Below are 19,078 nucleotides of genomic sequence, written 5' to 3' on the forward strand. Positions count from 1 at the left end.
CGTAGCAAGCGGTATGCCCTATGTCCCTTTTGTGTGACGGTGTGCCGTCACTCCACATCCGGCGCGGGCTCGGCGAAGCGCACGTACTCCGGCAGCCGCAGCCGGGCCTCGGCGCCCCCGTCCGGGGCGACCGCGAAGACCAGCTCGGCGCCGACCACCTCCGCCTGCCCCACCGCGATGGTCAGCCCGAGGCCGTGCCCCTTGCCCCCGCTCTCGGTACGGAACCGCTGCGGCCCCGACTCCAGGAGGTACCCGGGATACCCCGGCCCGTGGTCCCGCACGGACACCACCGGGCCGTCCACCGTCACCACCACCGGCGGCGCCCCGTGCTTGTGCGCGTTGGCCACCAGATTGCCGAGCACCCGCTCCACGCGCCGCCGGTCCGTCTCCACCGTGGCGTCCCGGACGATCCGCACCTCCGTGTCCGTCCCCGAGGCGCGCACCACCCGCTCGGCGAGCGGCCCGAGCTCGTGCACCGCCAGGTCCACGGTCTCGGTTCGGGCGTCGAGCCGAGAGATCTCCAGGAGGTCCTCGGTGAGCCCGCGCATCGCCCGCACCCGGTCCCGTACGAGCTCCGAGGGCCGCCCCTCCGGCAGCAGCTCGGCCGCGGCCGAGAGACCGGTCAGCGGGGTCCGCAGCTCGTGCGCCACGTCGGCGGTGAACCGCTGCTCGCTCTGCAGCTTGCGCTGGAGCGAGGAGGCCATCGTGTCGAGCGCCCCGGAGACCGTGGCCACCTCGTCCTGCGGGCGCGAGGGGTCCTTCGTCCGGGGATCGTCCACGCGCGCGTCGAGGTCGCCGGCGCTGATCCGGCGGGCCACCTGCGCGGTGAGGTGCAGCCGGCGGGTGACCCGGGTGACGGCGAAGGCGCCGACGAGCAGCGTCGCCCCGATCGCCAGGACGGAGGAGCCGAGGATCGAGCGGTCCAGCGCGTCGATCGTCTCGGCGCTCTGGGTGTAGTCGAGGCGTACGGCGAGGGCGCGGCCGTCCGCCGGGCCCGCCGCCCACATCGTCGGCCGGCCCTCGTACTCCGCGACCATCGTGCCCCGCTCCCCGTGCGCGGCGAGCGCCCGCAGCGAGGCCGGCAGCCCGGGCGGATCCACGCCCGCGAACCGGGGGAGCGGCTCGCCCGCCTCGTAGAGCCCGCTGACCTCGGTGAGCCGCGTCAGGGCCTTCTCCCGGGAGTCGCTCACGGTCTGGCCGGTCACCGAGACGTGGACGAGGACGCCGAGCAGCGCGGCGAGGGCGCAGCACATCACCGCGATGAAGACCGCGGCCTTCCAGGTGAGGGTCGCGGTCCAGGCGGGCAGCCGGGGCGCCCTCACGGCGTCGCCTCCGGGGGGAGGGGCACGGGCGCGGGGGTCTGGCCGGGGGCCGGCGTGGGGCTCACCAGGCGGGGCGCGGGCACCGTCGAGGGCCCGGAGCCGGAGGGCTTCACCCGGACGATCTCGTCCCGGGTGGGCAGCATGCTGCCCTGCTGCTCGTCCCAGGTCCATGCGGTCCGGTACTCGTACCCGGGGATGCCGGCCGAACCGACCCGCAGGATCAGGTCCCGGCCCGCCAGCTCCACGCTGATGACCTGGTCGACGGTGGACATGATCCGGGTCAGACCGCCGTTCTCGGCGAGGTAGACCCGCACCCCGACCTGCTGGTCCGGCATCCGGATGCCGACGATCAGCTCGTCCCGGCCGTTGCCGGTGAGGTCGCGGTAGTAGGGCCGCAGGATCGGACAGGCCGCGGGCGCCGTGTCGCAGGCCTCGATCGCCCGGGCGGTCTGCTCGTACAGCCCGTCCGCGCCGGTGTACGTATCGGGGTGCGCGCGCACCTCGGCGCGGACGACCGCCACCGCGTCGACGGAGTGGACGTCGTTGTCGGCGACCTCGACGCCGGGGACGCGCTGGGTGTCGGACTCGCCGTAGTCGAGCGGCGGATTCGTGGCGGGCGGCAGGTCGGGCCAGAGCCGGACGGGTCCCACGGCGGTGGGTGTCGCCCCGGCGCTCTTGAGCCCGCCCTCGCTGCCGTCGCAGCCGGTGAGCGCGAGGGCGAGGCCGAGGGCGCACAGGACGCCGGCGGCGGCGCTCTGCACTCCGCGCGGTCTCACGCTGCTCCTCGCTCCTCGGTCGGTCGGTGGGTGGGTGGGGATCGGGCCCGCCCCTGTAGACCTTATGCGGAGTGAAGTCCTTTTTGTCTCATCGTCGGATGGTCGCCGCCCGGCGGGACGACGGGAAGGCCCCTGTCGCCGATCCGTCGGGACGACGGGAAGGCCCTTGTCGCCGTTCCGCCGGGACTGCGGGAAGGCCCTTGTCGCCGTTCCGCCGGGACCGCAAGAAGGACCCTGTCGCCGTTCCGCCAGGACCGCGGGAAGACCACTGGATCGCGAACCTGGAACGCCCCTCGCTCGCGAACCTGGAACGCCCCGTCGAACCTAGAACGCCCCCCGCTCCATCCGGGCCAGCGCCGCCCGGCACAGGGTCAGCAGCTTCTCGTCGAGGTGAAGGTCATGGCTGCCGGAGGCGCCCTCGCGGGCGTTGTGGCGGCGCCTCCGGGTCAGCTCGGTGAGGACGACCAGCTGCGCCTCCGAGGCCGCCGGACCCATCTCCGCCAGGCACTCCGCGACGTCCACGCGCGCGTGCCGGTTCTCCTCCCAGGCCGCGAGCAGCACCGGAAGGGACGCCGACGCCTCGCCGGACACCCGCCACAGCGCCGCGGCGCTGCGGACCCGCACCCACAGGTCCCGCGAGGCCAGACCGGGCCGGAGGGCCGGGGCCGCCGCGGCCGCCGCCGGGCCGATCTCGCCGAGTGCCTGCGCGGCGGCGCACCAGTCCGCGGCCGCCGTGCCCGGCCGCAGCCACCGCTCCAGGGCCGGCAGCACGTCCCCCCGGTCCCCCTCGGCGGCCCACAGGGCCCGCGCCGCCGTCGTGGCGACCGCGGCGGACTCGGCGGCCAGGAGTCTTCGGATGTCCGGTACGGCCGGCCGGGCGGCGGGCCCGAAGGCCGCCAGGGTCCGCAGGGCGGCCTCCCGCACCCAGTCGCGCCGGTTCGCGGGCCCCCCGCGCAGGACCCGCAGCACCTCCGGCAGGGCCTGGCCGCCCCGCACGGCCGCCAGGGCGTACAGCAGCGGCGCCGCCCGGTCGTACAGCCGCTCGTCGAGCTCGACCTCGGCGAGCCGGCGCCGGAGCAGCGGGGCGAGCATCGCCGCCGAGGGCCCGAGCCCGTCCATGGCGTACAGCAGCTCGCGCCGCACCTCGGGCTCCTCCAGGGCGCGGGCGAGCAGCGGGACCGCGCGGGTGTCCCCGGCGCGGGCCAGCGCGAGCAGCGCCCCGTCCCGCCCGGACCGCCCGACGAAGGCCGGCCCGGCGCTTGAGGCGGGGCCTGGGGTGGGGCCCGAGGTGGAGCCTGAGGTGGGGCCCGAGGTGGGGCCCGACGTCGTGTCGGGAGTGGCGCCCGAGGTGGTGTCAGGGCTGGCGCCTGAGAAGGGGCCCGACGTGGCGCCCGAGGCGGGGCCCGGGCCGGTGCCCGAGGCCGCGGGGCCCGGCCCCGCCGCGAGGCGGGCGGCCAGGGCGTCGGCGGCGGGGGCGCCCAGCTCGAAGAGCCGCTCCAGGAACGACGTGGCCGCCTCCCGGAGCCGGGGCTCGGGGTCCTGGAGCTGCGCGCCGACGAGCCGGACGACCTCCTCGTACCGCCCGCGCCAGACCCGTATCAAACTGCCGCACAACCAGATCGCGTCCGCACGCTGCCCCCAGTCCGGGCTGCGCAGCTGCGCGAGGATCAGCGCGATCCGGTCGTCGACCCGGTCGTCGAGCGCGGCGTGCAGGGTCCGCAGCAGCTCCTCGGTCCACGGGGCGGGACGGCCGGCCGCGTGCTCCTCCAGGAGCTCGCGGACCTGCCCGATGAGGGTGGGTGTCGCGGCCCGCGCCGTGCCGGGGGCGGCCGGCCGGTTCGCCGCCGTCCTGATCTCCTCCAGGAGCCCCGTCACCCACGGCACCACGTCGTCCGGGATGTCACCGGGCGCGCAGCGGGCCCGCTGCGCGAGGGCCGCGAGCCGCAGCCCGGGGTCGTGGGCGGCGCGGGCGAGCCAGTCGAGCCAGTCGACGGTCTCGGTGCGCAGCGAGGCGTGCCGCAGGGCGATCCGCCCGACGGCGGCCACCAGGGCGAGCCGCACCTCGGTGTCCCGCTCGACGGTGAGCCGCTCCCGCAGCAGGGTCAGCACCCGGGCGGGCTCGGGGTGCAGCGAGGCGAGCGCGCACGGCGCGGCGAGCCGCACCTCGGGGTCGGGGTCCGAGACGAGCCCGAGGAAGACGTCGGCCCCGGCGGCGATGGCGGCGGCGGCCATCGCGTAGTTGGCGGCGGGGATGAACTCCTCGTCGTCGGAGCCGAGTTCGTCCAGTTCCTCATCGTCGTCGTCGAGCTCGATCCCGCCGATGCTGGTGAGCAGTTCGACGATGCAGCCCCGGTCCTGGACGGCGGGGTCGGCGACGAGTTCGAGGAGGAAGGGGATGCAGGCGAGGGTCGAGTCGTAGACGTCGCCCTGGTGGTGCACCGCGCCGTACATGCCGTCGAGGGCGGTCTCCCGCTCCGCGGGGTCGGCGGAGGCGAGTCCGCGGAGCAGCTCCGGCACGTCGTCCGCGGGGCCGTACGCATGCCCCAACGAGGCCCAGTCGACCTCCTCGATCCCCGTCAGCATTGCCGGCCGCCTTCCCCGTGAGCGCTGTGCCAGGCAGCAAGTGTGCACCACAGGAGGGACAACAAGGCCGAACCGACGACACCTGCCGCGCCCGGAGCGCGTGTTGCGGCCTCTTTGCGCCATGTACGGTGCGGAGCAGGGCAGTTGCTATCGGTATCCGAGCCGGCGCCACGCCGGCTCCAGGCGTACTCACCCCTCCGAACGGACGCGGACGAACGCCGCGGTCTCGTGCCGCCCCGCGACCTGCCGAAGCTCGACGGGGAGGGGCGGCTCCACCCAGCGCACCGGCCCGTGCTCCGGATCCTCGGCGAGAGGGCCCGCCCGGTCGGCCGCCAGGTCGCCGACCTGGCGCGACTGCGCCGGGGTGAGCCGGGGCGAGGTGGTCAGGGTGCGGCCGTCGGGGAGCCGTACGACCAGCGCCCGGGGCCGCTCCGGCGGGCCGACGAGACCGAGGAGGAGGGCGTCGCTCGTGTCGGCGTGCCGGATCTTGCGCCAGGCCCAGGTGGAGCCCGCCCGGTAGGGCGAGTCCAGCCGCTTCGCGACGACCCCCTCGACGCCCGCGGCCCGCAGGTCCCGGAACCAGCCCCGCGCGGTTCCCTCGTCCGACGTGGCCAGGACCCGCTGGAGCGGCGGCTCGGCCTCCCGCAGGGCCGCCCCGAGCAGCTCCCACCGGTCGCGGAGGGGCAGCGCCCGCACGTCGCGCCCCGGGACGGCGAGCAGGTCGAAGGCGACGTACGAGACGGGCACCCCGGCCCGTACCCGGTCGGCGTGCGAACGGAGCAGGTCCGTGAAGCTGAGCCGGCCGTCCCGGTAGGCGCACAGCTCGCCGTCGAGGACGATGCCCGGCGGCAGCTGGTCGCGCAGGTGCGCGGCGATGTCGGGGAACTCGGGGGCGAGGTCTCGGCGGGAGCGGGACTGGAGGACGACCTTGCCGCGGTCGAGAACGAAGGCCAGGGCGCGGAACCCGTCCAGCTTGAGGGAGTACTGGAGTTCCCGGGGCGGCTCCGCCTGTGCGGGGATCTCGTCGGCGGCCCGGGGTCGCATGACGTCGACGGGCGGCGGGAGCGCGACCCGGCCGCCGGCGGCGGCGGAACGGGAGGCCGGGGTCCCGGAGTCCATGGCCCCGGAGTCCACGGCCCCGGAGTCCGCGGCCCCGGGGTCCGCGCCCCCGGCACCTCCGCCCCTGCCATCCCCGGCTCCACCCGGGGCCCGGTTGACGGCCCGGTTCACGGCACGGCTCCCGCCCGTTCGGGGGCGAAGAGCGGGGCCAGGAGGTCCCCGTACTGCTCCAGACGTGGCGCGATGTCGCCCATGAGAAGGACGAGCTCCTCGGGATCGCCGGCGGGGGCGGCGCAGCCCTCCACCTCCTCCCAGGTGACGGGCGCCGAGACGGTGGGCAGGGCGCGCGCCCGCAGGGTGTAGGGGGTGGCGGTGGTCTTGGCGGCGGCGTTCTGGCTGTGGTCGACGAAGACCTTCCCGGACCGCAGGGCCTTGGTCATCCGGTGCGTGACGAGGTCCGGCAGCTCCGCCTCCGCCTCGACGGCGAGCTGCTTCGCGTACGCCGAGACCTGCGCGGACGGCGTCGGCTCCACCGGGACGAGCAGGTGGAGGCCCTTGGAACCGGAGGTCTTGGCGAAGGCCTGCAGGCCGTCCGCCGCGAGCCGCTCGCGCAGGTGGAGGGCGACCCGGCAGCAGGCGGCGACGCCGGCGGGCGGCCCGGGGTCGAGGTCGAAGACGAGCCGGTCGGCGACGGCGGGGGAGGAGGCCCGCCACTGGGGCGTGTGGAACTCCACGACGAGGTTCGCGGCCCACATGAGCGAGGCCAGGTCCTCGATCACCACCTGCCGGGCGCGGGGGTCCTCGGAGCGGGGTACGGGGGTGGTCCTCACCCAGGAGGGTGTGCCGGGCGGGGGATTCTTGGTGAAGAAGAGCTGCCCGTCGGGACCGTCCGGGTAGCGCAGGAACGACACCGGGCGGTCGCGCAGATGGGGCAGGATCACGGCCCCGACGGTCGCGTAGTAGTGGAGCAGCTCGCCCTTGGTGGTGCCGGTGACCGGGTGGAGCACCTTGTCCAGGTTGCTGAGCGCCAGGCGCCGTCCCTCCACCTCTGTGATGGGCGTCATACGATGAGAATCCCACGTTTCAGGACATACCGGCTCGAAAGGCAGGGAACGTGCGATCCATCTGGAACGGCGCCATATCCTTCGGGCTGGTCAGCATCCCGATCAAGCTGGTGAACGCTACGGAGAGCCGGTCCGTCTCCTTCCGTCAGATCCACACCGAGGACGGCGGCCGGGTCCGCTACAAGAAGGTGTGCGAGCTCGACGGGGAGGAGGTCCCCCAGGCGGAGATCGGCAAGGCGTACGAGGACGCCGACGGGACCATGATCCCGATCACCGACGAGGATCTGGCGGCGCTGCCGCTCCCGACCGCGAAGACGATCGAGATCGTCGCCTTCGTGCCGGCCGGCGAGATTGACCCGCTCCAGATGGACGCCGCGTACTACCTCTCGGCGAACGGCGTGCCCGCGGCCAAGCCGTACACCCTGCTCCGCGAGGCCCTCAAGCGCAGCGACAGGGTGGCGCTCGCCAAGTACGCCCTGCGGGGGCGGGAGCGCCTCGGCATGCTCCGGGTCGTGGACGACGTGATCGCGATGCACGGCCTGCTCTGGCCGGACGAGATCCGCGCTCCCGAAGGCGTCGCCCCCGAGACCCCGGTGACGGTCCGCGACGCCGAACTGGACCTGGCGGACGCCCTGATGGCCACCCTCGGCGAGGTCGACATCAGCACGCTGCACGACGACTACCGCACGGCGGTCGAGGAGATGATCGCGGCGAAGGCGGCGGGCGGCGAGGGCGTCGCACCCCCGGAGCCGGGGGAGGAGGCGGGCGGTGGCCGGGTCATCGACCTGATGGCAGCCCTGGAGAACAGCGTCCGGGCGGCGCGGGAGGCGCGCGGCGAGGACGCGGTGGTGACCGAACTCAAGCCGAGGAAGGCCCCGGCGAAGAAGACGGCCGCGGCGAAGAAGACGACGACCCCGAAGAAGACGACGGCTGCGAAGAAGACCGCTGCCACGAAGAGCACCGCGGCGAAGAAGTCCGGCGCGAAGAAGACGACGGCGAAGAAGACCACGCCGCGCAAGCGCACGGCCTGAAGCGCCACGGCGGCGCGGTCAGTCGCCGTCCCCCGCGCCGTCGCCCCCCGCACCGTCGTAGGCGCGCCGGGAGCTGCTGATGTACGTACGGTGCTCCTCCGCCCACCGGATGAGCCCGCCGACCTCCGTGGACAGGGTGCGGCCGACCGGCGTGAGCGCGTAGTCGACGCGGGGCGGGGAGCTGGGGGTCACGGTGCGCAGGACGAGGCCGTCGCGCTCCAGGCTGCGCAGGGTGATGGTCAGCATGCGCGGGGAGATGCCCTCGATCGAACGGCGGAGCGCGGAGTAGCGGCGCGAACCGTCGCCGAGGAGCGCCATGACTAGGACGCTCCACTTGTCGCCCACCCGGTCGAGCACCTCGCGCAGTTCGCAGACCTGGTCGGTAACACCGGTGTGCGCAGGTCCTGTTGAAGTGCGTTCTTCTGTCACGCGGGCAGCATCGCGCAGACTGCGGGCGGGGCACAAGAAGTACCCAGGGCACTCCTGGTAACCACCTCTTGGCCCACCCGCCTGCCGCTGCCAGAGGAGAACCATGCCCGCCGACAAGACGCCTACGGGCGAGACGTCCTGCGACGCGAAGCCGTCCCACGAGACGCCCTCCGGCGCGAAGCCCTCCCACGAGACGCCCTCCGACGCGAAGCCGTCGCGCACGAAGCCCTCCCACACACCCCGGGGGGCTCGACGTGACCGATCTGCCCCCGCGCAAGGGACCCCGCCCCCGCACCACCGGTGCGGAGATCCCGCACGACCAGCTGGAGGACTTCTCGCCGTCCGCGATACGGGAGGAGCTGGTCGCCCGCGCGCGGCTGCTGCCCGGTGTGGTCACCGGCCGGAGTCTGGTGTCCGAGCCGGGGTCGCTGGCGCTGCGCCTGCCGGGAATCCCCGACCGGAACCGTCTCTTCACGGCCTTTCTCCACCCGTCGGTGGACGAGTTCGGCCATATCCACCGCTCCGGTTTCCTGCATCTCACGGTGGAGCCCGGGGTGCTGCAGACCCTCGTCGACCTGGGCTGGGTGGAGCAGCACCCGATCACCCGCCGCCCGGAGTTCCCCGACACGATCGTGATGTTCTACGCGCCGCGCGACAAGGGGGAGCTGGAGGTGGCGACGGCGGTGCTGCGCTCCTCGCACGCCCAGGCGCTGGTGTCCGATAAATGAACAGAGGTTGAAGATTGGCCAACTCACCGCATAGCGGACGTGATTGGCCGCCCTTCGGACAACAGATGGTCAAATCCTTGTTGCATACCTGTCAAACCGGGATCTTCGCTGGCACGCTCACAGCCGCACCACCCACCCCCACGATCCCCACGCTTTTCAGCGAAGGAGCCCGCGTGACCCGCCAGCAGTCTTCGTCCCGCCGTACCACCGCCCGCGCTGCCGCGCTGCTCGCCTCGGCCGCCATGGTCGTCGTCGGAGTCCAGACCGGATCCGCCAACGCCGACGCCCAGCGCGAGGCCGGTGCCACGGCCGTCCAGCTGACCGGCACCCAGCGCGCCACCGCCATCCACGAGGCGCAGGGCGAGGCCGCCGCCACCGCCCAGGCCATCGGCCTGTCCGCCCAGGAGAAGCTGGTCGTCCGCGACGTCGTCAAGGACGCGGACGGCACCGTCCACACGCGCTACGAGCGCACCTACGAGGGCCTCCCGGTCCTCGGCGGCGACCTGGTCGTCCACCAGAAGAAGTCGGGCGCCCGCTCCACCACCAAGGCGACCCAGGCCCGCATATCCGTGGCCAGCACGACGCCCGCCGTCGAGCGCGCCGCCGCCGGCAAGGCGGCCCTCGCCTCCGCCGCCAACGCGGACGAGGCCGTCGCCAACGCCCGCAAGGTGATCTGGGCGGCCTCCGGCAAGCCGGTCCTCGCCTGGGAGACGACCGTCACCGGCGTCCAGAAGGACGGCACGCCGAGCCGCCGCCTGGTCGTCACCGACGCCACCACCGGCAAGGAGCTGTCCTCGATCGAGACGATCGAGACCGGCGTGGGCAACACCATGTACGCCGGCCAGGTCACCCTCGGCACCTCGGGCTCGTACACCCTGACCGACGCCACGCGCGGCGGCCACAAGACGTACGACCTGAACGGCGGCACGTCCGGCCAGGGCACGCTCTTCACCAACTCCACGGACACGTGGGGCAACGGCCTCGCCTCCAACCGTGAGACCGCGGCGGCGGACGCGCACTACGGTGCGGCCGTCACCTGGGACTTCTACAAGAACGAGCTGGGCCGCCTGGGCATCCGCGGCGACGGCGTCGCCGCCTACTCCCGCGTCCACTACGGCAGCGCGTACGTGAACGCGTTCTGGGACGACTCGTGCTTCTGCATGACGTACGGCGACGGCATCAACAACACCCACCCGCTCACGTCCCTGGACGTGGCCGGCCACGAGATGTCCCACGGCCTGACCTCCTCCACCGCGAACCTCCGCTACAGCGGCGAGTCCGGCGGCCTGAACGAGGCGACCTCCGACATCCTCGGCACCTCGGTCGAGTGGTTCGCCAACAACTCCTCCGACGCGGGTGACTACCTCATCGGCGAGAAGATCGACATCAACGGCAACGGCACGCCGCTCCGTTACATGGACAAGCCCAGCAAGGACGGCAAGTCCGCCGACTACTGGTCGAAGTCGGTCGGCCGCCTGAACGTCCACTACTCCTCGGGCCCGGCCAACCACTTCTTCTACCTGCTGTCCGAGGGCAGCGGCTCGAAGACGATCAACGGCGTCACCTACAACTCGCCGACCTACGACGGCTCCACGGTCACGGGCATCGGCCGCCAGGCCGCGTACAAGATCTGGTACAAGGCCCTCTCCACCTACATGACCTCCTCCACCGGCTACTCGGGCGCCCGCACGGCCACCCTCTCGGCCGCCGCGGACCTCTACGGCTCGGGCAGCACCCAGTACAACGCTGTCGCCTCCGCCTGGACCGCGATCAACGTGAAGTAACACCCTCCGGGGAGGCGGGAGGGAGTCCCTTCCCGCGAACCTGAGCGACCCGATGCCGTCCACGCTGCCCCAAGCGGTGTGGACGGCATCGGCGTGCGACGAGCAGATGTGAGGGCTGGTGTGGCTGTCACCTGCCCCGATGGCCTGCAGGCGTCCGCCGATGTTCGTCGGCGTTGTCACGCAGTCGAACCCGCGCCGTTCAACGGCCACTTCATGACAGGGCCGATGTCAGTGCCCGCCCCTATGGTTTACGTCGCGCGGCCGGCTTCCGGGGGTTCCAGCTCTGAAGGGAATGGTTGCATCCCTGGCCTGTCTGGGGGCGGCCCGGAGACTCGTCCGGGACCCAACCGACGGTCGGGCTTCGTCGATGGCCAGGAGACGCCCTGCCAGCGCCGGCCGCGCAGCCCCCACACCCCCGTCTACCGGGACTGGCAGGGGCCGGGAGCTGGCCGCTCCTGACGGCCATCGTCCTCGACGGCCGCCAGGAGGTGGCGAACCGGCGTATCGAGAACCTGCTGCGCGAGTACGAGTAAGCGTCGCCTGACACCCCTGATCCATGGCCCCTGGACCTGTCCGGGGGCCGTTGGCGTTCAGCCGCTGCGATGCCGCACGGGCGATGTCTAGAACGGAGGTGTCCAGGCCCAGTCGCGGCCCACCAGCACCGGCCGAGCAGGCTCCGCCGCGGTCTCCTGGGCTCCAGCAGTCATCCGGCAGCCCCTCGTTCGCCGGCCGGACGCACGTACCGGACCTTCGTCGATGCCTCACGGCCCAGGCCGCGAATAGGCCGCGGCCCCTGTCATACGGCCGCTCACCCCGGCACACGTCTGCGCATACAACAAGACCCCGTTCTCAGCGTTTCCGCTGATCACGGGGTCTGTGTGGCACTTCCTGCGAAGTGCCCCCGGCAGGATTCGAACCTGCGCACACGGCTCCGGAGGCCGTTGCTCTATCCCCTGAGCTACGGGGGCGTCCGCCGCGTTCGGCGGCGACGGGTAGAACCCTACCAGCTCTGCGGGCGTGCCTGTGAACAGGTATTTCCGGGGCGTCACCGGGGGCCGCGCCCCCCGCACGGGTCAGAAGTGGGTAAAACCCGGACGCAGCCGTTCGGGGCCGCCTACTCTCGTTCGTGTGTCAGGCGTGTCCGGTCGGGTGCTCGTTGTCGATGACAACAAGGTGATCCGCCAGTTGATCAGGGTCAATCTCGAACTCGAGGGGTTCGAGGTCGTGACCGCGGCCGATGGTGCCGAGTGTCTGGATGTCGTACATCAGGTCTGTCCTGATGTCGTCACCCTGGACGTCGTCATGCCCCGCTTGGACGGGATCAAGACCGCCGAGCGGTTGCGGGCCGACCCCCGGACCAGTCATCTCCCGGTCGCGATCATCAGTGCCTGCGGCGAGCACGAGGCCGGCGGGGTCACCTCCGGTGTCGATGCCTTCCTCGCCAAGCCCTTCGAGCCCTCCGAGCTCGTGCGCGTGGTGCGCCAGTTGATGCACCGCGAGCGGCGGGAGCGGCCCGAGGGGGCCGGGCCCGACGGGGGAGAGGAACCGGCCGCAGTCGACGGACTCCAGGAACACGACAGTCGGCACGACAGCCGCCATGACAACCGGCAGGACGTCCGCGGGCTTCAAGAGCACGACAGCCGGCACGACGGTCGGCAGGACATCCGTGGGATGCAGGAGCGCGACAACCGGCAGGGCAGCCGTGGGCTCCAGGAGCGTGACAGTCGGCACGGCAGTCGGTCGGCCGGGAGTTCGCGCGGGTGACGCGGGTGATCTGAGGTCCGCGAGTCCGGGCCTCGGCGGCGTCGGTGCCCGCATGGCGAAACCGGTTCGCGTTTCGACCCCCCTCCTCCCCTAGGCTTGTCCCGTGACCCCCGCGGACCTCTCCCTCACCGTGCAGCACGCCGTGCGCCGTGCGGTCGACGACGGTGCGCTGCGGGTCGACGTCCCCCCGCGCGTCAAGGTCGAGCGGGCCCGGCCCGGTGGTACCGGGGAGTACGCCAGCAGCGTCGCCCTCGGGCTCGCCCGGGCCGCCGGGCGCAGTGCGATGGATGTCGCCGGGGTTCTCAAGGAGCGGCTCCAGGGAGCCCCCGGGATCCTCGCCGTCGACATCACCGGGCCCGGGTTCCTGAACTTCACCCTCCGTGCCGATGCCGGCAGTGACCTCGTGCGGGCGATCCGGGAGGCCGGAACCGCGTACGGGCACGGCACCGCCCTCGCCGGGACCGCCGTGCGGTTCGCCGACGTGACGGAGTCGCGGGCCTCGATCGTGACCGACGTCGTCGTGCGGCTGCTCCGTTCCCAGGGGGCCGATGCCGCCCTCGGCGGGGACGAGCGGATCCATGTGCGGGGTGGGGCGTACGAGCCCGGGACCCTCGGCGTCGACGCCGCCCGGTGGGCCCTGCTGCGGGCCGCGCCGGGCGACCGGCCCCTCGACGGGCCGCCCCTCCTCGTCCAGCACGAGCGCAACTCCCTCTTCCGTGTCCGGTACGCCCACGCGCGCGTGCGCCGGCTGCTCGCCAACGGGCTGCAGCTCGGTTTCACCCCCGCGTACGAGACCGACATCCCCGCACCCGAGCTTCTCGGCGTCCTCGGCGACCACCCCGTCGTCCTCCTCACCGCCGCCCGCCACCGCGCCCCCGACCGGGTCGCCCGGCACCTGGAAGCCACCGCCGACGCGCTGCTCGCGTTCCAGCACAGCGTTCTGCCGCTCGGCGACGAGAAACCCTCGGCCGCCCACCGTTCCCGGCTCGCGCTCGCCGAAGCCGCCGGGACGGTGCTCGCCGGTGGCCTCTCCGTGCTCGGCATCAGCGCACCCGATCGGATCTGAAAGAGCCAGCCATGAGTCGTTCCGCCCACCCCGCCGGGCCCCGTCACGCCGATGTCCTCCCCGAGGGGCACTACTCGGCGCCGCCCGCCGACCTCAACCGCCTCGACCCCAAGGTCTGGGCCCGGACCGTCACGAGGGACGAGCGCGGGGTCGCCACCGTCGGCGGGATCGCGGTCGACGCCCTCGCCGAGGAGTTCGGCACGCCCGCCTACTTCCTCGACGAGACCGACTTCCGCGCCCGCTGCCGCGCCTGGGCCGAGGCCTTCGGCAAGGACGCCGACGTCTTCTACGCCGGGAAGGCCTTCCTCTCCCGCGCCATCGTGCGGTGGCTCAAGGAGGAGGGGCTCAATCTCGACGTGTGCTCCGGGGGTGAGCTGAGCACCGCTCTCTCCGCCGGGATGCCCGCCGAGCGGATCGCCTTCCACGGGAACAACAAGAGCGAGGACGAGATCCGCCGGGCCGTCGAGGCCGGGGTCGGGCGGATCGTGCTCGACTCCTTCCAGGAGATCGTGCGGGTCGCGCACGTCGCGCATTCCCTCGGCAAGCGGCAGCGCGTACAGATCCGGGTGACCGTCGGCGTCGAGGCCCACACCCACGAGTTCATCGCCACCGCCCACGAGGACCAGAAGTTCGGCATCGCCCTCGCCGGCGGGCAGGCCGCCGAGGCCGTGCGGCGGGCGCTCAAGCTCGACGGGCTCGAGCTCATCGGCATCCACTCGCACATCGGCTCGCAGATCTTCGACATGGCCGGGTTCGAGGTGTCCGCGCGGCGCGTCGTCCAGCTCCTCGCCGAGGTGCGCGACGAGCACGGCGTCGAGCTGCCCGAGATCGACCTCGGGGGTGGGCTGGGTATCGCGTACACGTCCGAGGACGATCCCCGCGAGCCGCACGAGATCGCCAAGGCGCTGAGCGAGATCGTCACGCGGGAGTGCGAGGCGGCCGGGCTGCGGACGCCGCGGATCTCCGTCGAGCCCGGGCGCGCCATCGTCGGGCCCACCGCCTTCACCCTCTACCGCGTCGGCACCGTCAAGCCCCTCGAAGGGCTGCGGACGTACGTGAGCGTCGACGGCGGCATGTCGGACAACATCCGCACCGCCCTGTACGACGCCGAGTACAGCGTCAGCCTCGTCTCGCGGACCAGCGACGCCGAGCCGATGCTGTCCCGTGTCGTCGGCAAGCACTGCGAGAGCGGCGACATCGTCGTACGGGACGCCTTCCTGCCCTCGGACCTGGCACCCGGCGACCTCATCGCCGTCCCGGCCACCGGCGCGTACTGCCGCTCCATGGCCAGCAACTACAACCACGCGCTCCGGCCGCCGGTCGTCGCCGTCCGCGACGGCGAGGCGCGTGTGATCGTCCGGCGCGAGACGGAGGAAGATCTCCTGCGTCTCGACGTCGGCTGATGAAATAGTCGAGTGATGAAATAGATGTCTCAGGATCCGGACCGGGGGCTGAAACCCCCGTCCGGTGAGTGAGACTGGTCCCACCGTAGAAATACGACGACGAAGTAGTACGAGAAACGAGGTCGGATGATGCGTACGCGTCCGCTGAAGGTGGCGCTGCTGGGCTGTGGAGTGGTCGGCTCAGAGGTGGCGCGCATCATGACGACGCACGCCGACGACCTCGCCGCGCGCATCGGCGCGCCGGTCGAGCTCGCCGGCGTGGCCGTCCGCCGGCCCGACAAGGTGCGCGGGGGAGTCCCCGCCGAGCTGATCACCACCGACGCGACCGCCCTCGTCAAACGCGGGGACATCGACGTCGTCGTCGAGGTCATCGGCGGCATCGAGCCGGCCCGCACCCTCATCACCACCGCCTTCGAGCACGGTGCCTCCGTCGTCTCGGCGAACAAGGCGCTGCTGGCCCAGGACGGCGCCAGCCTCTACGCCGCCGCCGAGCAGCACGGGCAGGACCTCTACTACGAGGCCGCCGTCGCGGGTGCCATCCCGCTCGTCCGGCCGCTGCGCGAGTCGCTCGCCGGCGACAAGATCAACCGCGTCATGGGCATCGTCAACGGCACGACGAACTTCATCCTCGACAAGATGGACACGTCGGGTGCCGGATACTCCGAGGCGCTCGACGAGGCCACCGCGCTGGGATACGCCGAGGCCGACCCCACCGCCGACGTCGAGGGCTTCGACGCCGCCGCCAAGGCCGCCATCCTCGCCGGGATCGCCTTCCACACGCGCGTGCGCCTCGACGACGTCTACCGCGAGGGCATGACCGAGGTCACCGCCGCGGACTTCGCCTCCGCCAAGCAGATGGGCTGCACCATCAAGCTGCTCGCGATCTGCGAGCGGGCCGCCGACGGCGGGTCCGTCACCGCGCGCGTGCACCCCGCGATGATCCCGCTCAGCCACCCGCTCGCCTCCGTCCGCGAGGCGTACAACGCGGTCTTCGTCGAGGCGGAGGCCGCCGGGCAGCTCATGTTCTACGGCCCCGGGGCGGGCGGCTCGCCGACCGCCTCCGCCGTGCTCGGCGACGTCGTCGCCGTCTGCCGCAACCGTCTCAACGAGGCGACGGGCCCCGGCGAGTCCGCGTACACCCAGCTGCCCGTGAGCTCCATGGGCGAGGTCGTGACGCGGTACCACATCAGTCTCGACGTGGCCGACAAGCCGGGCGTCCTCGCCCAGGTCGCGACGGTCTTCGCCGAGCACGGCGTATCCATCGATACGGTGCGCCAGCAGGGCAAGGACGGCGAGGCCTCCCTCGTCGTCGTCACCCACCGCGCGCCCGACGCCGCCCTCTCCGGGACCGTCGAGGCGCTGCGCAAGCTCGACACCGTGCGCGGTGTCGCCAGCATCATGCGTGTTGAAGGGGAGTAAGGACCCATGACCCACAAGGGCACCCACCAGTGGCGCGGCATCATCGAGGAGTACCGGGACCGCCTTCCGGTCACGGACACGACGCCGGTCGTCACGCTTCGTGAGGGCGGCACGCCGCTCGTCCCCGCTCAGGTCCTCTCCGAGCGCACGGGCTGCGAGGTGCACCTCAAGGTCGAGGGCGCCAACCCCACCGGCTCCTTCAAGGACCGGGGCATGACCATGGCCATCACCAGGGCCAAGGAGGAGGGCGCGCAGGCCGTCATCTGCGCGTCCACCGGCAACACCTCCGCCTCGGCGGCGGCCTACGCGGTCCGCGCCGGCATGGTCTCGGCCGTCCTCGTGCCGCAGGGCAAGATCGCGCTCGGCAAGATGGGCCAGGCGCTCGTGCACGGCGCGAAGATCCTCCAGGTCGACGGAAACTTCGACGACTGCCTGACCCTGGCCCGCAGCCTCTCCGAGAACTACCCGGTGGCGCTGGTCAATTCGGTCAACCCGGTCCGCATCGAGGGCCAGAAGACCGCCGCGTTCGAGATCGTGGACATGCTGGGCGACGCCCCCGACATCCACGTCCTGCCCGTGGGCAACGCCGGCAACATCACGGCGTACTGGAAGGGGTACCGCGAGTACGCCGCCGACGGTCTCGCCACCCACCGCCCGCGCATGTGGGGCTTCCAGGCCTCCGGTTCCGCCCCGCTCGTGCGCGGCGAGGTCGTCAAGGACCCGTCGACGATCGCCACCGCGATCCGCATCGGCAACCCGGCCTCCTGGGACTACGCGATCGCCGCGCGCGACGAGTCGGGCGGCTTCATCGACGAGGTGACGGACCGTGAGATCCTGCAGGCCTACCGCCTGTTGGCCGCGCAGGAGGGCGTCTTCGTCGAGCCCGCCTCGGCCGCCTCGGTCGCCGGTCTGCTGAAGGCCGCCGCGCAGGGCAAGGTCGACCCCGGCCAGACGATCGTCTGCACGGTCACCGGCAACGGCCTCAAGGACCCCGACTGGGCCGTCGCCGGCGCGCCGCAGCCGGTCACCGTCCCGGTCGACGCCGCGACCGCCGCCGAGCGCCTCGGCCTGGCCTGAAACAGCCGAGGCACGGCCGGGCGCCTCGGTCCGGTCCGAAGCGGTCAGGGCCCGGCCGAGCACCTCGGTCCGGCCTGAAACAGCCGAGGCACGCCGGTTCCTGATCGGGTGAAACCCGATCAGGAACCTACATAGGCGCACAGGATGGCTCGCGACACGCATCGTGCGCCTCCTGTGCGCCCTATGTCGCCACAGAACCTTCCTTCGATAGGCTGTACCGAACCCGCCCCGACGCATATGCGCGGTGTCGTTGCCGTTGTCGCCTCCGCGGCCGAGACGGCCCCCGGGTCCCCGAGTACTTCTCTTGAATACCCGTTGTCTGAAACACCGTTTTCGCAATCAAGGAGAGTCAACGAGCGATGGCCGGTCCAGCGTTCCGCGCCGCCGCCGTACGGGTGCGCGTCCCCGCCACCAGCGCCAACCTCGGCCCGGGCTTCGACGCCTTCGGCCTGTCGCTGGGCCTCTATGACGACGTCGTCGTCCGGGTCGCCGACTCCGGGCTGCACGTCGACATCGCCGGCGAGGGCGCCGAGACGCTCCCGCGCGACGAGAGCCACCTGCTCGTACGCTCCCTGCGCACGGCCTTCGACCTGCTCGGCGGACAGCCGCGCGGCCTCGAGGTCGTCTGCGCCAACCGCATCCCGCACGGCCGCGGCCTCGGCTCCTCCTCCGCCGCCATCTGCGCCGGCATCGTCGCCGCCCGCGCCGTGACCATAGGAGGGGACGCCAAGCTCGACGAGGCCGCCCTCCTGGAGCTGGCCACCGAGATCGAGGGCCACCCCGACAACGTCGCCGCCTGTCTGCTCGGCGGATTCACGCTCGCCTGGACCGAGTCCGGTGCCGCGCGGGCGATCAGGATGGATCCCTCGGATTCCATCGTTCCGGTGGTTTTCGTCCCCGGGAAGCCCGTGCTGACCGAGACCGCCCGCGGACTCCTGCCGCGCACCGTCCCGCACGTGGACGCCGCCGCCAACGCGGGACGTGCCGCCCTCCTCGTCGAGGCCCTGACCCGCCGCCCCGAGCTGCTGCTCTCGGCCACCGAGGACCGGCTGCACCAGGAGTACCGGGCTCCCGCGATGCCGGAGAGCCTCGCCCTGGTGAACCGGCTGCGGGCGGACGGTGTCCCCGCGGTCATCTCCGGCGCGGGCCCCACGGTCCTCGCGCTGGCCGAACACGGGACGGCCGACAAGGTCGCCCGCCTCGCGGGCGAGGGCTGGGCCGCGAACCGGCTCGACCTCGACGCGTCCGGAGCGAGCGTCCTGCCGCTGGCGCCCTAGGCGTGTGGCGGCCGGGGCGCCGGGCAGCGCCTCGGACAGGAGATTGCCGGTGAGGGAGAGGGGGAATGTTTGTTGGAGCCGGTAGTGTTAACCTCAAGTCAGCACCCGGCGCCTTTTTGGCGCGGTGCTGAGTGTCCCCATCAGGGACCACCGATTCTTCCGGGAGCCTCCCCAACTGCCTGAGCAGCCTGCCTGAGCAGTTTCGAGCACGCTCCGGAACCGGCACGACACCCCTCGCTCTTCTGCAGTGAGGGCCGAGCAGGGGGCGCTCGGGCCGGACCCACAGCACGTTTTCT

15 protein-coding genes and 1 tRNA gene are annotated in these 19,078 nt (G+C 72.6%); 9 read left to right on the forward strand and 7 right to left on the reverse strand.

Annotation, left to right across the window (positions count from 1 at the left end; genetic code table 11):
- Positions 1-47: 47 nt before the first annotated feature.
- The 5 genes from ACN9M0_RS25225 to ligD all read right to left on the reverse strand — a co-directional run bounded on the left by ACN9M0_RS25225 (position 48) and on the right by ligD (position 6,804).
- Entirely contained in the window at positions 48-1,322 is a 1,275-nt protein-coding gene (locus ACN9M0_RS25225) for a HAMP domain-containing sensor histidine kinase (protein WP_366036128.1), read from the reverse strand.
- Positions 1,319-2,098: a hypothetical protein gene (locus tag ACN9M0_RS25230; RefSeq protein ID WP_426404268.1), complete on the reverse strand. Its 780-nt coding sequence runs from the start codon at positions 2,096-2,098 to the stop codon at positions 1,319-1,321. The genes ACN9M0_RS25225 and ACN9M0_RS25230 overlap by 4 nt, the downstream gene beginning before the upstream one ends.
- A gap of 324 nt (positions 2,099-2,422) precedes the next feature.
- Positions 2,423-4,681, reverse strand: coding sequence for a PBS lyase (locus tag ACN9M0_RS25235; protein ID WP_366036126.1), 2,259 nt, complete (start codon positions 4,679-4,681; stop codon positions 2,423-2,425).
- 189 nt (positions 4,682-4,870) lie between these two features.
- The gene (locus ACN9M0_RS25240) at positions 4,871-5,800 is read right to left on the reverse strand and encodes a DNA ligase (protein WP_426404269.1); all 930 of its coding nucleotides are present in this window, start codon (positions 5,798-5,800) and stop codon (positions 4,871-4,873) included.
- 107 nt (positions 5,801-5,907) lie between these two features.
- A complete protein-coding gene (ligD, locus tag ACN9M0_RS25245; RefSeq protein WP_366036124.1) occupies positions 5,908-6,804 on the reverse strand; it encodes a non-homologous end-joining DNA ligase in 897 nt (298 codons plus the stop codon).
- 50 nt (positions 6,805-6,854) lie between these two features.
- Between ligD and ACN9M0_RS25250 the strand changes: the two genes are divergently transcribed.
- Positions 6,855-7,835 (forward strand): Ku protein, encoded by a 981-nt coding sequence (locus tag ACN9M0_RS25250; protein ID WP_366036123.1) that lies wholly within the window; start codon positions 6,855-6,857, stop codon positions 7,833-7,835.
- Positions 7,836-7,853: 18 nt separating this feature from the next.
- Here the strand turns inward: ACN9M0_RS25250 and ACN9M0_RS25255 are convergent, their stop codons facing one another.
- Entirely contained in the window at positions 7,854-8,264 is a 411-nt protein-coding gene (locus ACN9M0_RS25255; RefSeq protein ID WP_399696076.1) for a winged helix-turn-helix transcriptional regulator, read from the reverse strand.
- A 254-nt stretch (positions 8,265-8,518) separates the two neighbouring features.
- On the opposite strand from ACN9M0_RS25255, the gene ACN9M0_RS25260 reads away from it, so the two are divergent.
- Both ACN9M0_RS25260 and ACN9M0_RS25265 read left to right on the forward strand, forming a co-directional pair.
- The gene (locus tag ACN9M0_RS25260) at positions 8,519-8,992 is read left to right on the forward strand and encodes a luciferase family protein (protein WP_426404270.1); all 474 of its coding nucleotides are present in this window, start codon (positions 8,519-8,521) and stop codon (positions 8,990-8,992) included.
- Between the two features lie 173 nt (positions 8,993-9,165).
- Positions 9,166-10,776 carry a M4 family metallopeptidase gene (locus tag ACN9M0_RS25265; protein ID WP_426404271.1) on the forward strand — a complete coding sequence of 537 codons (1,611 nt, stop codon included), beginning with the start codon at positions 9,166-9,168 and terminating at the stop codon, positions 10,774-10,776.
- Positions 10,777-11,672: 896 nt separating this feature from the next.
- Here the strand turns inward: ACN9M0_RS25265 and ACN9M0_RS25270 are convergent.
- Positions 11,673-11,744 (reverse strand) — tRNA-Arg (locus tag ACN9M0_RS25270).
- Positions 11,745-11,949: 205 nt separating this feature from the next.
- On the opposite strand from ACN9M0_RS25270, the gene ACN9M0_RS25275 reads away from it, so the two are divergent.
- From ACN9M0_RS25275 to thrB, 6 genes are all read left to right on the forward strand, one after another.
- Positions 11,950-12,540 (forward strand): response regulator, encoded by a 591-nt coding sequence (locus ACN9M0_RS25275; RefSeq protein WP_426405324.1) that lies wholly within the window; start codon positions 11,950-11,952, stop codon positions 12,538-12,540.
- A 103-nt stretch (positions 12,541-12,643) separates the two neighbouring features.
- Entirely contained in the window at positions 12,644-13,606 is a 963-nt protein-coding gene (nrtL, locus tag ACN9M0_RS25280; RefSeq protein WP_399696072.1) for an ArgS-related anticodon-binding protein NrtL, read from the forward strand.
- Positions 13,607-13,617: 11 nt separating this feature from the next.
- Positions 13,618-15,009, forward strand: coding sequence for a diaminopimelate decarboxylase (gene lysA / locus ACN9M0_RS25285; RefSeq protein WP_399696071.1), 1,392 nt, complete (start codon positions 13,618-13,620; stop codon positions 15,007-15,009).
- 126 nt (positions 15,010-15,135) lie between these two features.
- A complete protein-coding gene (locus tag ACN9M0_RS25290; protein WP_030688876.1) occupies positions 15,136-16,428 on the forward strand; it encodes a homoserine dehydrogenase in 1,293 nt (430 codons plus the stop codon).
- A 6-nt stretch (positions 16,429-16,434) separates the two neighbouring features.
- Complete coding sequence (gene thrC, locus ACN9M0_RS25295; RefSeq protein ID WP_366036117.1) at positions 16,435-17,505, forward strand: threonine synthase; 1,071 nt, start codon at positions 16,435-16,437, stop codon at positions 17,503-17,505.
- 359 nt (positions 17,506-17,864) lie between these two features.
- Entirely contained in the window at positions 17,865-18,782 is a 918-nt protein-coding gene (gene thrB, locus ACN9M0_RS25300) for a homoserine kinase (protein ID WP_366036116.1), read from the forward strand.
- Positions 18,783-19,078 lie beyond the last annotated feature (296 nt).

It is taken from the genome of Streptomyces sp. R-07, assembly GCF_049913175.1.
GTDB lineage: Bacteria > Actinomycetota > Actinomycetes > Streptomycetales > Streptomycetaceae > Streptomyces.

Coding starts and splice junctions, on each gene's coding strand:
- ACN9M0_RS25235 (WP_366036126.1), bottom strand. CDS start 4,681: ATGCTGACGGGGATCGAGGAGGTCGACTGGGCCTCGTTGGGGCATGCG.
- ACN9M0_RS25240 (WP_426404269.1), bottom strand. CDS start 5,800: ATGGACTCCGGGACCCCGGCCTCCCGTTCCGCCGCCGCCGGCGGCCGG.
- ligD (WP_366036124.1), bottom strand. CDS start 6,804: ATGACGCCCATCACAGAGGTGGAGGGACGGCGCCTGGCGCTCAGCAAC.
- lysA (WP_399696071.1), top strand. CDS start 13,618: ATGAGTCGTTCCGCCCACCCCGCCGGGCCCCGTCACGCCGATGTCCTC.
- ACN9M0_RS25290 (WP_030688876.1), top strand. CDS start 15,136: ATGATGCGTACGCGTCCGCTGAAGGTGGCGCTGCTGGGCTGTGGAGTG.
- thrC (WP_366036117.1), top strand. CDS start 16,435: ATGACCCACAAGGGCACCCACCAGTGGCGCGGCATCATCGAGGAGTAC.
- thrB (WP_366036116.1), top strand. CDS start 17,865: ATGGCCGGTCCAGCGTTCCGCGCCGCCGCCGTACGGGTGCGCGTCCCC.